This window comes from Actinomadura sp. RB99, assembly GCF_014706005.1.
Classification (GTDB): Bacteria; Actinomycetota; Actinomycetes; order Streptosporangiales; family Streptosporangiaceae; genus Spirillospora.
The window spans coordinates 149,926-164,194 of the sequence record NZ_JABMCA010000005.1 but is presented as its reverse complement, the minus strand read 5'-3'; the positions used below and the strand labels follow the sequence as shown (position 1 = coordinate 164,194).

The window sequence follows — 14,269 nt, the reverse complement described above, 5'->3', positions numbered from 1 at the left end:
GGTAACCGCCCCGCCCTCTGCTTTTGAAGGGGACCTTCTGATGTCGACGATGCCGCCGATGGGTGGCGACCTGTCCCGGTTGCGGCAGCTCAACGCGCTGACCGTGATCAAGACACTGCGCGGGGCCGAGGCGGCGACCTTGTCCGCGCTGGCCGAGCGCACCGGACTGTCGCGGCCCTCCACCAAGGAGGTCATCGACGAACTGAGCGCCATGGGATGGGTGGAGGAGGTCCCCCCGGCGCCCGGCACGATGGGCCGACCCGCCCGGCGCTACCGGTTCCGCGCCGACGGCGGGCACCTCATGGGCCTCGACATCGGCGCCTACCACATCCGCGCCGCCCTCGCCGACCTCGACGGCAACGTCCTCGCCGAGACGCGCCGCCCGGCGCACCCCGCCGCGCCGCTCGAGGACCGGCTCGCGGCGATAGAGCAGGCCGCCGCCGCCTGCCTCGCCCTGGGCGGCCTGACGATCGCCGACCTGTGGACGGTGGCGGTCGGCACCACCGGGCTCGTCGGCCCCGACGGCCGGGTCATCATGTCCGCGTCGATCCCGGCCTGGCGCGACCTCGACCTCGAGGGCCTGCTCGGCGAGAGGTTCCCCTGCCGGGTGCTGGTCGAGAACGACAGCCGGCTCGCCGCCCTGGCCGAGACCAGGCGCGGCGTGGCCCGCGACGCCAAGGACGTGGTCTTCCTGCACATCGGGCGGCGCATGGGCACCGGCCTGATCATCGACGGCCGGCTCCATCGCGGCTTCGGGGCGGCCGCGGGCGAGATCGTCATGCTTCCCGAGGCGGGCTGGCGAGACGGGCCGGTGGACCTCAACAACGCCGCGATCGTCCCCGACGGCCTACCGCCCGAGGACGCCGCCGGATTCACCCTCGCGGCCGCGCGCGACGGCGACCCCACCGCCCTCGACGCCGTCGCGCGCTTCTCCGACAAGCTCGCGATCGGCACCGCCGCGGCGGTGCTCCTCCTCGACCCTGAGATCGTGGTGCTCGGCGGAGGCTTTTCCCGCTCCGCCGACGTCCTGCTGCCGCCCCTGCGCTCCCGCCTCGAACGAGTCTGCCTGCGCATGCCGAGGCTCAGCGGATCCACCCTCGGCGACGAGTGCGTCGTGCTCGGCGCCATCGACTACGCGATCGAGCACCTCGACCAGCTCTTCTTCGCCCCCGACGCCCCGGCCCTGCGCCCGCCGGTCCGTCCCGCGCCCTCGCCTGCGAGCCTCGACCCCGCGTGAACCTCGAACTGTCTCCCGCCGCTCATGACCGGACGGGGCGACAAACTGGAATATGCCGAGCCCGCACCGCGGCATTTCATCCGCCCTCAACTCCGCTTCGAACTATGCAAGCCCCAGAGCCGGCCTCGTTCGCCCGTACTTTTCTCCTGTGTCGTCTACCAGCGAGGAGCAGCTCGGACGGCTGGCCCTGAACCGGATTCGACCAATCATCAAATCCGGCATCCTTCGATCGAACGCATTTCCCCGACGGCCTTACCCTCCGCGGCGGGGCGCGGAGGGTAAGGGACGGGCACCCTGACCAGGTGTCAGGCCAGGCCGAGTCTGGGCCGGACCCAATCGGCCAGCCTGCGGATCGCGTCATCGGCCTCCGGCGCGCGTCCCGCGGCCATCTGGAAGGCGTGCTGCTGCCCTGGGAAGACGTTCGGCCCGAAACGTCGACACCGGCCCTGCGGGCGTTCTCCTCCAACTGAAGGCTCCCACCGAGCACTGCGAGCGCCCCGACGACCTCCTTGAAGAAGAAGGCCTCCGCTTCGCTGCAGATCCGTCTCCTCCCAGTCCACCGGTCCATCAAGGATGATGACGGCCGCGGGCCGGGCTCGGGATGGGTCGACGGGAGCTAACCCCGCCCCCACCCCAAATCCGCGCTGCTCGTCGCGGGTCTGTCGGCGAGGGGACTGCTCACCGGGCTGCTGCCGCGGCCCGTCGCGTGGATCGGGCTGGTGATCGCCATGGCCTGTATGGCCAGGACGCTGACGCTGGTGGGCTCCGGGGTTCACCTTCCCCGTCCCCGTCGTCCGCTTCGGCGGCCAGCAGTGGCTGATCGCCGCGGCCGCGTTGCAGCCGCGGACCCGGCACGAGGCGCGGTCCTGGGGACGAGTCGGCGTGACCGGCTATCGCTGGGAGGCGCGGCCGGACGAGGTCGCGCGGGCGAGGGCGGCGACGACGCTCGCGCACGCGTGCTCGACGGCCGCGATCCCCTTCTCCAGCGTGGAGTCGCGCTCGGACACGGCCGCGACCAGGAACAGCCGGCCGGCGTCGCGGATCAGGCCGATGCTGTTGACCGTCCAGCGCCCGTCGTGGATCTCGCGGGGCAGCCAGCCGTTCTTGAGCGCGACTTCCGCCCCGTCCCCGGCCGCGGCGCTCACCCCCCACGCCTGCTCCGGCGTCACGTCCGCCATCAGTTTCCGCAGGTAGCGGCGGCCGGAGGCGTGCAGGGCAGAGCGGTCAGAGGTGAGCGCGGCCAGCAGCCGGACCTGGTCGGCGGCGCCGGTCGTGGTCGCTCCCCACGCCCCGCCCCCGCCGGGGATCGTGTCGCGCAGGCCGAGCCTGCGGTTGGCCGACGCCAGCCCGGACGCCCCGCCGATCTCGTTCCACAGCGCGCTGGCCGCGCCGTTGTCGCTGATCCGGATCGCCTTCTCGGCGAGCGTCCGCTCCGATGCGGTCAGGGCGCGCTTCTCCCGCTGGGCGCGCAGCAGCAGGGCGATGACGATGTCGACCTTGACGATGCTGGCGGTCGCCGTCCGCAGGTCGCCGTTGTAGGTGAAGCCCAGGCCCGTGGTGACCTCCCGCACCGACACCGACAGGTCGCCGGGCATGTCGCGGAGGTAGCGGTCGAGCGCGCGGGTGAGGGACGCGCGCTCCGCCCGGCCGAACGCGGGGGACCTGGACGGTGCGGGCATCGGGCTCGCGGTGGGCGGTGGGGTCATCGCGCGGGGCGGGACCGTCTCCCGGACAACGACCGATGAGCCTGCCGCCAATAGGACGGCGGCACCAGCGAGCACCGCCACCAGGAGCGCGATCGGCCTCATGACGGCGGGGACGGAACGTCGGAATCCATGATCGCGAGTGTTCCGAGCCGGCCGTTACCCTGCCGTTAACAGATTTGCATGCCACGGCTCGCTCACGTTCGGACTGACCGCGCACGCTGAGCATTCCGGCTCCACGCTTCGACCACGCCATTGCGGGACGAAGACACTTCGGGAGTCGGTGAGTTCGGCGGGGAATCCGATCACGACCCGCTCACGGTAGGGGTCTGCGGCGACTTGATTGCCTCCGCCCGGCGACCCGGCGACCGCGGGGTACGGTCACGGCATCGGTCCCGACGACTGCGACGAGTGGCCGTGCCCCCATAGGGGCCGTGCGGCCGCTGGAACGGCGGTGTCGCCGGATTTGTCGCGAGCCGACGGGCTTTGTGTGGCGAGTGGGGCCGGATCTGATCGGTATTCACCTGTCCAAGTGGTGCTTTCCGACATATTGGGGTTATGCGGATCGGGGTGCTCATCGGCGGAATCTTGCTCGCCGTGGGGTGGGCAGCTTGATCTATGGCGCGGCGGGGTGGGCGTTCGGGCTTCCGGTGGTGGGGCAGCCGTTGTGCTGGTTCTGCTCGACAACGCCTTTCATGCGGGTCGGTGGGCGTCGCATTGGTGGCGGCGCGCAACGAGCGGTCCGCAGCGGGCGGCGTGGAGGCCCGACCCGTCGGTGCGTCGTCCTGGTGACTATCCCGGGGTGCTGCCGCGGCCGTCGGGAGATGATCCGGTCGCGGCGCAGGGGGCGTTCCGGGCGGCCGGGGTGAGGCTGGCGGTTCTGCCGTTTTGGCGGTGGCGCTGTCGACTGGCCAGACGGTCTTTTTGAAGGGCGGTGGGCCGCTGGCGCTACCGCGAGCTGGCCATGAGCCTGTCCGAGCTGGCCCTTGCTCGACCGGGCATGTCCAGAGCGATACCGCGGGCTTCGCGCGCCACCACGCCGTGGGACGGCCGTGGCGCCGAGATGACGAGCCGACGGTGCGCCGCCGGGCACCGTCAGTGGCCTGACCCGTCGCTTCGCCCCTGTTCGGCCTCTGCGGTCATGGGGGAACCCGCGGCTGTCCGCGGACCAGCCGGATCCGCGGGAGGGGCTGACCCGGAGGTCTCGGTCGGCACCGTCGACAGTGGGGTGCTCCCTTCGCCCGGGAGCGCCCCCACCGTCTCCGTCCTGTTGGATTCGGGTGGCCTACGAGGTGAGGGACGCGTACGACTTCGTCCCGAGGTAGCCCTGCAGCGAGGCGGAGTTGTTGCCGGACGCCGAGGGCAGGCCGGACCGCCAGTCGGCGATGCCGCCGAGGAGGCCGCAACCGGACGTGGCGGGCACGGAGAACGTGGTGTCGTTGAACGTCGCGCCGATCGCGCTCGTGTAGAACTTCAGCGTGGACGTGTCGGCCAGCGTCTTCAGGTGGACGGGCTGGTCCTTCGTTCCGATGTAGCAGGTGTCGCCGAGCAGCGGGTTGATGACCTTGATGCGGATGTCCATCGCGGTGCTGTAGGTCCCGCTGGTCTGGCCGAGTTCGAGCCCGCCGACGTACTCGGTTTGGACCTTCAGGCCGAGGAACGGGATGTCCTCGGTGCCGGGGACGCCGAGCACGCCGCCGGGTACGGACATCGGCGCCGACTCGAAGCTCCCGAAGAAGTTGCGGCGCACGCCGGTGTCGGGGTCGGGGCCGTTCTGCAGCACGATCGTCATCGGCGAGGTGATCGGCTGCTCGATCTTGCCGATCTTGATCGTGCCGGCGGGGACGACCAGGACGCCGCAGCTCCACTGGCTCGGGGTGGCGCCGGCGGGCAGGGGCGGGCACTTGTCGTAGCCGATGGTCACGGGCGGGTCCTCGGCGGCGGAGGCCGGCACGGCGGCACCGCCGAGGACGGCGGGGACGGCGGCCGCGCCGAGGGCGAGGACGGACAGGAGCCGGGCGGGCAGCGCGCGCAGGCAGGAGGGGGTCTTCACAGGGGTGGGCCTTTCCCGGAGAACATCACACGGGATTGAAACACTCGGGGGTGTGTCAATGATCAGTGGCAGGGTAAGGCGCGACACCCCGACGATCAAGGCCTCGGACCAAGGTTGGCGATCAACGTCCAGAGGGTCACCCTGCGTTGATCAAGCCGGGCGTCCCGCGAAAGCCGTGCAGAAGGCTGGGCGAATCCGGTCGCCTGACACTCCCCTACGCGTGGCCACTGATCAAGTCCACAGAGCTCAAGGCGAAGCCTGCCCATCGCATCCGGTCGAGAGGCTCCGGCACCTATGCACAATGCTGAACGATCTGCCGCCGGCATCACGCAGGCCCACCCGCCCGAGCCCGGCCGTCCGGTCGGGCTGGCCGACCTCGCCACCCAGATCCACATCCGGAGAACAGAGATGAGATCGACTGCTTACGCGATCAGCCTGAGATGTCGGACGGACGATCAAAACGAGCGGTTGACGCGGTGGCCGTTTCCGGCACCGATCGCTACCGCCGGGACGCCCCAAGTGTCCTATAGATGACTGTTCAGCCCTCTCTCGAGCGGGGAAGCATGAGGGATTCACGCAGCACCTTCACCCACAAACTCCGCCGTCTCATGCCAGTGCCCATGTTCGCGCTGGGACTGGCCCTCGTGGGAGCGATACCGCTGGCGCGAGCCGCACAGCCGCAGCCCTGGCAGCTGGTGAAGACCAACGACTTCAGCCCGTACGACAGCATGTCGGCGGTCACGGCCACCGGCCCGCGCAACGCCTGGACGTTCGTTAGCGGTGACCAGCACGACCGGATCGTCGCGCAGCACTGGAACGGCAGGGCCTGGCGCAACGTGGCAGTGCCCGCCGGGCTGCCCGGGGAGATCCGAGAGGCCAGCGCCACGTCCACTTCCAACACCTGGGCGGTCGGCGACAGCGACAACGCTTCCAGCGGTTCGTACGCACTGCGCTGGAACGGCGGCAAATGGGTGGTGGCGCACCGATGGGCCACCGGCGTCGTCAGCGGCGTGACCGCGGCGGGCCCCAACAAGGCATGGGTCTTCAGCGACAATCGCCGCGACGCCGGCGTAGGCACCTGGCATTTCAACGGCCGCCGGTGGATCCAGATCCAGTTGCCGTACAGCATCGAACGGGCAAGCGCGGTCTCAGCCCGCGACATCTGGGCGATCGGCAATGACTCCTCGGACAGCTTCAAGGTGATCGCACATTACGACGGCACGGCCTGGACCCAGGTACCGGCCGGTGACGGGCTGCCCGACGACATCCGGGGCGGCGACGGAGAGCCCTCGCAGCAAGTCTTCCTGTCGGACGTGGTCGCGGTGTCGGCCACGGAGGTCTGGGTGACCGGGACGGTGTCGCGTAGCGACGACCTTGGGGTAACGGAGTTCCCGGTGGCCGCACGCTGGGACGGCAACCGGTGGCAGAAGGTGGACGTGCCGGGGACCTGGCGTCCGCGGGTCGCCGCGGCCGACGGCCGCGGTGGGCTGTGGGTCTCCGGGGACGGCGACCCGCGGGAGTCGGGCCGCGACGCACCGGTGCTGATGCACCGCTCGTCCGACGGCACGTGGTCGAGTTCGGTCGTCCAGGCCGGAAACCGTACCGCCTACGTCGACGGCATGGCCCTGGTGCCGGGGACCACCACACTGTGGGGCGTGGGGCAGCTACGGCCTGCGGATGAGTCCTCCTCTGACGGAGCCATCTTCCGCCAAGGACAATGAACCGCCGACCCGGATGGAACGCGGCGGGGCGATCTCCCCAGGGAGATCGCCCCGCGTCCGAAGGACCCTTTTCATCGGTCTGAGGTGATGGTGATCACGGAGTGATCGCGATGCTGGCGTTCGGCCGGTGAAGTGAACAGGCCCTGGTAGACGGGTTAGGGGTGTCGACGAGTACGGCCTGGCGGTATGTCGAGGAGGCGGTGGCGCTGCCCGACAAGGGCTATCAATGCGCCGAGGCCTCGGTGGTCATCACCCCGTACAAGGGACACAACAAACCCGAGTCGCAGAAGCAGGCCGACCGCTCGCACGCCAAGCTCCGCGGACCCGGCGAACGCGCGAACGCTCAGCTGAGTCATGGAAGCTGCTCCGCAAGCTCCGCTGCAGCCCCTGCAAGGCCGGCCACCTGGTCAAGGCCATCGCCGTCCTACAGAACTACGAGATCACCCGAGGGTGAAAAGGGGTCAAGGTGCCGTCAACGCGCGACTGGCTCGCCAAACTCCACCTCGTCGCCGCGGCCTCGGCATCACCGCCGTCCCGCCGCCCTCAAAACCGACCTCTCACCTTGACACCGGCCCCTGCCCGGCCAGCACGCCGCAGCCGCCCGCGGGAACAACACCTTGCGGCGGATGCTGCACGAATCGGCAGCCTGCGCCAATGAGCATCGAGGACCCGGACCTGGCCAACAAACGCGGCCAGACCACCGGCAAGAGCCCCCGCAGCCGCCGGCCTGCGCCCTCACACCGGCCGTGGCCGGCTGGCGGTGGTCGGCGCCGCGCTCGCCGACCAAACACCCGTTCGTCGGCGCCGCTGACCGCAGCGAACACCGAGCCATGGCCCCTTTCTGTCGTATTCCGGCCGCCCCCGGATGAGCGCCGCTAACAGCAACCCGTCGCCCCCCGCGCGCACGCGCTGACCCCCTTCCGCGCAATCTCCGAAACCGAAGGTCGCAGGTACACCGCCACCACCTTCCGCGCGCCCGTATCAGGGCTGCGAGCGGATGATCCGGATGACCAAGGCGGTCGGCTACCTGGCCGACTCGTTCGAGGAATCGGGCCCGCCTCCGTACGCGGTGCTGGACGTCCTCGACAGCGACGGCGACATCGTGCAGGACTTCATCATCCCGCACGCCCGCGCCTTCCGGTGGTGGTACCGCAAGCTCGGCCTGGGGCGGAGCGCGATGACGATCCCGACAACCAGTCCGCGCCGCGGCCCCTCACCGCCCGCCCCGGGATGCGAGCACTCCCCGCTCGGGCACCCGCGCCGCACACGACCGCCACGCCGTCCTGGACCAGGACCTGCCGGACGACTGCCGGCTGCGCCGCCGCCGTGGCAACGCCTTGTGCAGACCCGCCGCCCGGTTCACCGAACTCACCGACGCAGGCCCACACTCGGCGGCAGATCCGAGGTCGTCTTCCCACCCAACCCCGCCGCCGCCTGATCACCCATCCCGAAACCTCCACCTTGCCCGAGCCGATATCCCGCCGGAACCTGCCCCCGGCCCCGCCCCAGCCCACCTCACCGACCACAGCCTTGACGAACACCAAAGCATTCGTTGACATTCAGCAGAATCATCCATTTGACGGCAGATTGGTCGTCAGACCACGTCGCCCACCTTGGCAGCACGCTCGCGGGCGCGTTCGTCATCGATGTCGATGGTGGCCCGCCGGCAGAGCCTGACCACGGCGTCGGCGGTCAAGAAGTACCGCGTGCTTTGGTGACCTTGCAGAGCTGGTAGCCCAGCGACTCACACGCGTTGGTGATGAAGAGGAGCAGCCGGTGGACCGGTCGGATAAAGGCCAAGAGAGGAATGGGTGACGCCATGAGGGCGCGTGCGCTGATCTGGGCGGTGATCGGGGCCGCGGTGACGGCCGCCGGGACGCTCGTGGTGTTCTGGCTCGTGCGGGGACTGGAGCAGGCGGGCTGGCTGGCCGGCGTGTTCGGCGCGTTCGCCGCTCTGGCCGCGCTCGTGATGGCCCTGCCCCACCCTGCCCCGGCGCCCGTCCCGCCGCCGACGCCCGAGCGGCCCGGCGAGGAGCACGGCGCGACCGTCAACACCTTCAGCGGCGGGGCCGCCCACGGTCCGGTGGTCATGGGCCGCGACATCACCTTCACCGGCAGGCCCGCTCCCGCCACCGGCTCCGGCGCGGACGAGGAGCCCCGGGACGGCGCCGGACCGTCCCGGTGAGCGGCGGGACCCGCAACGAGATCACCGGCGGGATCTTCTTCTCCGCTGTGGTCCAGGGGCGTGACATCACCGTGCAGTTGCCGCCCGCCGTGACCCCGGCACTGTCCGGTCTGCCCGCCGGGTCGGGCGCCTTCACCGGCCGCGAGGACGAGCTGCGCCGCGTGCTGGCCCCGCTGGCCCCGCAGGCCCCGGGGAGCCAGGACGCCGCAGGCACGGCGGTCGTCGGCGCGGCGGTCAGCGGGATGGCGGGGGTCGGCAAGACGGAACTGGCCGTCCAGGCCGCCCGGACCGCTCTGGACGACGGCTGGTTCCCGGGCGGCGTCCTGTTCGTCGACCTGTTCGGCTACGACAGCGTCCGGCGCGTCGAACCCGAAGTGGCGCTGGAGGGGTGGCTCCGCGCCCTCGGTCTCCCCGGCGAGCACGTCCCGCCCGGCCTCCAGAACCGGTCCCGGCTGTTCACCTCGATCCTGGACGCCTACGCCCGGGAGGGCCGCCGGATCCTCGTCGTGATCGACAACGCCGCCTCGCACGAGCAGGCCGGGACGCTGCTGCCGGCCGACGGCCGCACGGCGGCGATCGTCACCTCGCGGCACCGGCTCGGCATGCTGAACACGCGGAAGGTCGATATCGGTGTCCTGCCCGCCGAGGACGCGGTGACGCTGCTAAGGCGCGCCATGGCCATGCTCGATCCGGGCGACACCCGGATCGACGACCATCCCGGCGACGCCGCCGCGATCGCCCGACTATGCGGCGGGCTGCCGCTGGCGCTGCGTATCGTCGCGGCACTGCTGGCGGACGAGCCGTCCCGGCCACTGGCCGGGACGGTCGCCGACCTGTCGGAGGCCGGGGCGCGCCTGGAGGAACTGCAGTACGCCGACGCCGACGGTGAGATCGCAGTACGGGCGGCGTTCGACCTGTCGTACGCACGCCTCGCCCCGGAGCAGACCCGGCTGTTCCGGACGCTGGCGCTGAACCCCGGCGCCGAGTTCGGGCTCGACGCGGCGGCGGTCCTCGCGGACTCCTCGCGCTCCGGTGTCCGCAGGACGTTGCGCCGCCTCCGCGCGGCCCATCTGATCGAGGACGGTTCGGCGGACGGCAGGTACCGCTTCCACGACCTGATGCGCGACTACGCCCGCGAAAGGCTGGCCGACGAAGACGCCGAGCCCGACCGCGTCGCCGCGCATGGCCGGCTCACGGAGTTCTACCAGCGGACCGCCGCATCCGCCGCCCGCCGGCTCGGCGGATCCGAGGACGACCGTTTCGCCACCCGGGAACAGGCCCTGTCCTGGCTGGACACCGAACGCGCGAACCTGCTCGCCGCCCTGTCCGAGGCCCACGAGTCAGGCCAGTGGCTCCGCACGTTCGCGCTCGCCGCCGACCTGAGCGCCTACCTGGAGTTCCGCCACCTCATGGACGACTCGATCGCAGCACAGACCCGTGCCCTGGACGCGGCGGCCAGGCTGGGCCCGAGGCAGCAGGCCGTCGCCGCGGCCAACCTGGGCAACGCCTACCGCATCGGAGGGCAGTACGACCTGGCGGAATCCCATCTCAGGCGCGCACGCGAACTCTTGCGCGGAGTTGACCTCGTCTCAGAGGGCGATGTCCTGCACAATCTCGGCCTCGTCTACTTCCGCATGGGCAGGTACGCCAGGGCCGAATCATGCCACCGGGCCGACCTGGACATCTGCACGGCCACGCGGGACCGGCGCCGTCAGGGCCAGGCCCTGACGGCCCTCGGCGACGCTCTGCGCATGCAGCGCCGCTATGCGGAGGCCGCCAGAACCCTCGACACGGCCATCCATCTCTTCGAACGCCTGGACGCCTCCGCCGATGCCATGCTCGCCCGCGTCAACCACGCGCTCGCCTGCCTCGACTGGCGTCCTCACGGCTCAGCGTCCTTCATCATCTGGCAGCTGTGTCGGGCGCTCAAGACGGCCGAGGAGATCGACGCGCGCCCCGTCAAAGCAACGATCTTCCTGAACCTCAGCGCGGCCTATACGATCCGCTGCGGCACCTGCCACCGGGACGCGGCGATCCACTGGGCTCTGGAGGCGGCGGCCCTGTTCAGATCGCTGCGCGACCCCCGCCAAGAGGCCGGGGCCCTCCGAAATGCGGGCATAGCGCACCGCAGCGCCGGGGAGACGGCCGAGGCAGATCGCCACCTGCGGCAGGCACTGGCGATTTTCGCAGGGCTGGGCGCGTCCAAAGAGGTCAAAGTCCTGAAGGCACTGCTGGCGAAACCGGCCCCGCAACCTCTCCGCCATGAGCAGCACTCACGGGACGAGGACGCACGCTGGCTGACGAAATGGTGCGACGACCTGCCCCACGCCGTGTTGCGCGGCGATACCGCACGGCTGTCCGACGTCGCCTTCGCGCTCTATTAGCTACCCACGGTGAGGTGGGAACTCATCGACGAACTCGGAAATGACGTCACCTGCTGGATACAGCTCTCTCCCCCGCTGGGCGGAGGTCCTGCGTCTCGCACATGGAAGGCGTTTGCACCCGCAGGCCGACTCGTTCGGCGAGCAGCAGCAACACGGTGTCGAAGAAACCACTCCTCGTCCTCGACGACGGGCAGCAGCGCCTTGACGACCTCCGTCCGGGCCGCCTTGAACCCGCATCGGGCATCGGAGAACCGGGCGCGCATCACGGCGCGCAGCAGCAGGTTGTAGCAGCCCGAGATGATCTCCCACTTGGGGCCGCGGGCCGTGTGCGCTCCGCGCGCCAGCCGCGACCCGATAGCGAGTTCGCTGTGCCCCGACAGCAGCCGCGTCACCAGCGGCAGGAACCCGTTGAGGTCGGTGGACAGGTCCACGTCCATGTAGGCGACCACGTCGGCGACGCGGACCGACCAGACGTGCCGCAGTGCCCGACCCCGCCCCCTTGCGGTCAGGTGGACGGCCCGGACCGGCGGCAGCGCGTCGGCCAGCCGCCTCGCGACGTCCCAAGTCCGGTCGGTGCCGGCATTGTCGGCGATCTGACGAAGTCGTAGGAGAGCCCGGTCTTCAGGAAGTCGTGCAGCCCGCGGACGCTGCGCTCCAGCACGTGCTGCTCGTTGCAGACCAGCACCACCACCCCGACCAGGCGCCGGCGCGGCCCGCGCGGGGACCGCCGCTCTCGCGGGAACAGGATCGGTTCGCTTATGGCCCCCACGGTCGGGCGACCGTATTCGCGTGCCGCGAACCACCCTTGAAACGAGCCTCAAGCTGCGGACGGCGTGCCCACCCCCGGTTAACCCGTCTCTCACACGCCTCTCATCGCCCCAGCAACAGCGGCGCCGAGACGGCCGCACTCGTGGCAGTTGCGCTCAGGGACATCAGCGATTGCAGAATCAGCGTCGTTGTCGTGTGGTTCTGATCCCTACCACCTCGGGAGCCACTTTCGGGAGCCAACGCCTTCCGCCGAGCCTGCGCACACGGGATCATCGGATGGACGACTCGGTGCACCATGCCGACAAGGACTCAGAGTGGATCCTCTTGGCCCCGACGACCCACAGACCATGGGCCGATACTCACTGACCGCGCGGCTCGGATCGGGCGGGATGGGAACCGTCTACCTCGGTCTCTCGCCGGGCGGACGCCCGGTAGCCGTGAAGGTCGTCCGTGCCGAGTACGGCAGTGATCCGGAGTTCCGGCGCCGGTTCGCCACGGAGATCACCGCGGCCCGACGCGTTGGCGGGTTCTACACCGCCAACGTGGTGGACGCCGACCCCTACGGCGACCCACCCTGGATGGTCACCGCCTACGTCGACGGCCCTTCCCTCTACCGGACGGTCATCGACCAGGGCCCGCTCCCGCCGGACCGAGTGGCGCGCCTCGGCGCCGGCCTGGTCGAAGCATTGGGCGCCATCCACGGGTGCGGCCTTGTCCATCGTGACCTCAAGCCCACCAACATCCTGATCGCATCGGACGGTCCCCGGGTCATCGACTTCGGAATCGCCCGCGCCCTCGATGTCACCTCTGCCACCACTACCAGCGCGATCGTAGGCACTCCGAGCTACATGTCCCCGGAGCAGATTCTCGCCGGCCGGCAGATCGGCCCGCCCAGCGACGTCTTCTCCCTGGGATCGGTCCTGACGTTCGCCGCGACCGGAACGGTTCCCTTCGGCGTCGGCCATCCTCAAGCGGTGCTCTTCCGAATCGTGCAAGACGAGCCGGACCTCTCCCAGGTCCCCATCGGCATCAGGGACATCGTCGCCGCCTGCCTCGCCAAGCAACCAGCATTGCGCCCGACTTTAGGCGAGTTGCTGACCGCCTTGAGCGCCGATGGCAGCACCGTCACGGCGGACTGGAAGCCACGTCCGGCCGCAGAAACGATCAACCGGCACGTCATGCCGACCGGCACCCAGCCCAGCAGCGAACCTTCCCGTGCGGCCATTCCAGAAGGCAGCGAGCTACCGGCCGATCTCCGCGACCTCGTTCGGCGGGCCCGCAGCCGCACCATCGACGCCATCAGCCGCCGCCGAGCGGCACTTGAGGTGACCGAAAAGGACTCGGCGCTCGGGGTCGCGCTGCTCAGCGAACTCGCTCGAGATCGCTCCGCCGAGCCCTTCGACCGCCGGCTGGCCGCCAAGACGGCGAGCGACTGGGATCTCCGGCAGGGCATCGCACTGCTCACCGAACAGGCCCGTGACAGACGGGACGACAGCTACGACCGGCTCGACGCGGCCAGTGATGTCGCCGGGGTCGACCAGGCCGCAGGAGTCGCGCTGCTCGTCGAGCAGTGCCGCGATCCGGCGCTCCCCCCGAGCGCCAGACGGGACGTCGCCAAGAAGCTCGCCGTCTTCGACATGGACGCGGCGATCACGATGCTCACCGAACAGGCACTGGACACGGCCTTCGACCGAGACGACCGCCTTCGGGCGGGTGTCGAAGCCAAGGCATTGGATTACGCCCGAGGATCGGCCCTGTTGGAGCGGTTGACCGACAGTCTTCGCGACGGACGCTGACGCTTCCAGCCATGCACACGCCGCGAGAACCATCACCGATCATTTGTCCCGGCTGGTCATGATCGCCCTGACGAATCGACAGCCGAACCAGAGCAGGCGTCGGTGATCTGACACAGGTCCAAATTCGCCTCGTCTGCAGACCTCGATCGGCGCTCGCACCCGACCCCCTTCGCGATGCGTGCCACCGAGGCGTGACGTATTGCCCCCGCCCCCAGCCGTCCAGGTCCAGGGGGAAGGCAGATGGACCGTCTGGCCGCCTTGGCGAGAGCTCTAGAGTGCCGGTGTGGCAAGCAGACGCAGGGTCCGCCGCTTGGTGGTGGACGGAGCCGTCTACGTCCCGCGATTTTGAGCACTCTGTGAGCACGAGGCGGACAGTGTGTCGCTCCCCGAGTGCTTATGAATTGCTTGTGCGCGATCACAGT

General features: G+C 70.2%; 9 protein-coding genes and 1 pseudogene. 6 read left to right on the top strand and 4 right to left on the bottom strand.

From position 1 onward, the window contains the following. The first annotated feature begins 49 nt into the window (after positions 1–49). Positions 50–1,237: an ROK family protein gene (locus amrb99_RS07220; protein ID WP_190853787.1), complete on the top strand. Its 1,188-nt coding sequence runs from the start codon at positions 50–52 to the stop codon at positions 1,235–1,237. 890 nt (positions 1,238–2,127) lie between these two features. Here the strand turns inward: amrb99_RS07220 and amrb99_RS07215 are convergent. Then, positions 2,128–2,916 (bottom strand): serine hydrolase, encoded by a 789-nt coding sequence (locus tag amrb99_RS07215; RefSeq protein WP_190853785.1) that lies wholly within the window; start codon positions 2,914–2,916, stop codon positions 2,128–2,130. Between the two features lie 1,309 nt (positions 2,917–4,225). Further along, the gene (locus tag amrb99_RS07210; protein ID WP_190853783.1) at positions 4,226–4,993 is read right to left on the bottom strand and encodes a hypothetical protein; all 768 of its coding nucleotides are present in this window, start codon (positions 4,991–4,993) and stop codon (positions 4,226–4,228) included. 620 nt (positions 4,994–5,613) lie between these two features. Here amrb99_RS07210 and amrb99_RS07205 point away from each other — a divergent pair. From amrb99_RS07205 to amrb99_RS07195, 4 genes and pseudogenes are all read left to right on the top strand, one after another. Then, on the top strand, positions 5,614–6,714 hold the full coding sequence (locus tag amrb99_RS07205) for a hypothetical protein (RefSeq protein WP_190853781.1): 1,101 nt from the start codon (positions 5,614–5,616) through the stop codon (positions 6,712–6,714). 200 nt (positions 6,715–6,914) lie between these two features. After that, positions 6,915–7,168, top strand: a pseudogene (locus amrb99_RS50730) (transposase family protein); the annotation flags it as partial. Positions 7,169–8,533: 1,365 nt separating this feature from the next. Beyond that, positions 8,534–8,899, top strand: coding sequence for a hypothetical protein (locus amrb99_RS07200; protein WP_190853779.1), 366 nt, complete (start codon positions 8,534–8,536; stop codon positions 8,897–8,899). After that, on the top strand, positions 8,896–11,283 hold the full coding sequence (locus tag amrb99_RS07195; RefSeq protein ID WP_190853776.1) for a tetratricopeptide repeat protein: 2,388 nt from the start codon (positions 8,896–8,898) through the stop codon (positions 11,281–11,283). Before amrb99_RS07200 ends, amrb99_RS07195 begins: the two co-directional genes overlap by 4 nt. On the opposite strand, the gene amrb99_RS07190 is transcribed toward amrb99_RS07195, so the two are convergent. Together amrb99_RS07190 and amrb99_RS52990 are read right to left on the bottom strand one after the other, a co-directional pair. Next, the gene (locus tag amrb99_RS07190; protein WP_347256578.1) at positions 11,280–11,816 is read right to left on the bottom strand and encodes a hypothetical protein; all 537 of its coding nucleotides are present in this window, start codon (positions 11,814–11,816) and stop codon (positions 11,280–11,282) included. The two genes, amrb99_RS07195 and amrb99_RS07190, sit on opposite strands and share 4 nt — an antisense overlap. Next, entirely contained in the window at positions 11,789–12,052 is a 264-nt protein-coding gene (locus tag amrb99_RS52990; RefSeq protein ID WP_347256579.1) for a hypothetical protein, read from the bottom strand. The genes amrb99_RS07190 and amrb99_RS52990 overlap by 28 nt, the downstream gene beginning before the upstream one ends. Positions 12,053–12,398: 346 nt before the next feature. Between amrb99_RS52990 and amrb99_RS07185 the strand changes: the two genes are divergently transcribed. Continuing rightward, a complete protein-coding gene (locus tag amrb99_RS07185) occupies positions 12,399–13,847 on the top strand; it encodes a serine/threonine-protein kinase (protein WP_206699859.1) in 1,449 nt (482 codons plus the stop codon). Positions 13,848–14,269 lie beyond the last annotated feature (422 nt).

Excerpts from the sequence above, each read along its gene's own strand:
- amrb99_RS07200 (WP_190853779.1), top strand. The coding sequence starts at position 8,534 with ATGAGGGCGCGTGCGCTGATCTGGGCGGTGATCGGGGCCGCGGTGACG.
- amrb99_RS07185 (WP_206699859.1), top strand. The coding sequence starts at position 12,399 with ATGGGCCGATACTCACTGACCGCGCGGCTCGGATCGGGCGGGATGGGA.
- amrb99_RS07215 (WP_190853785.1), bottom strand. The coding sequence starts at position 2,916 with ATGCCCGCACCGTCCAGGTCCCCCGCGTTCGGCCGGGCGGAGCGCGCG.
- amrb99_RS07220 (WP_190853787.1), top strand. The coding sequence starts at position 50 with ATGCCGCCGATGGGTGGCGACCTGTCCCGGTTGCGGCAGCTCAACGCG.
- amrb99_RS07205 (WP_190853781.1), top strand. The coding sequence starts at position 5,614 with ATGTTCGCGCTGGGACTGGCCCTCGTGGGAGCGATACCGCTGGCGCGA.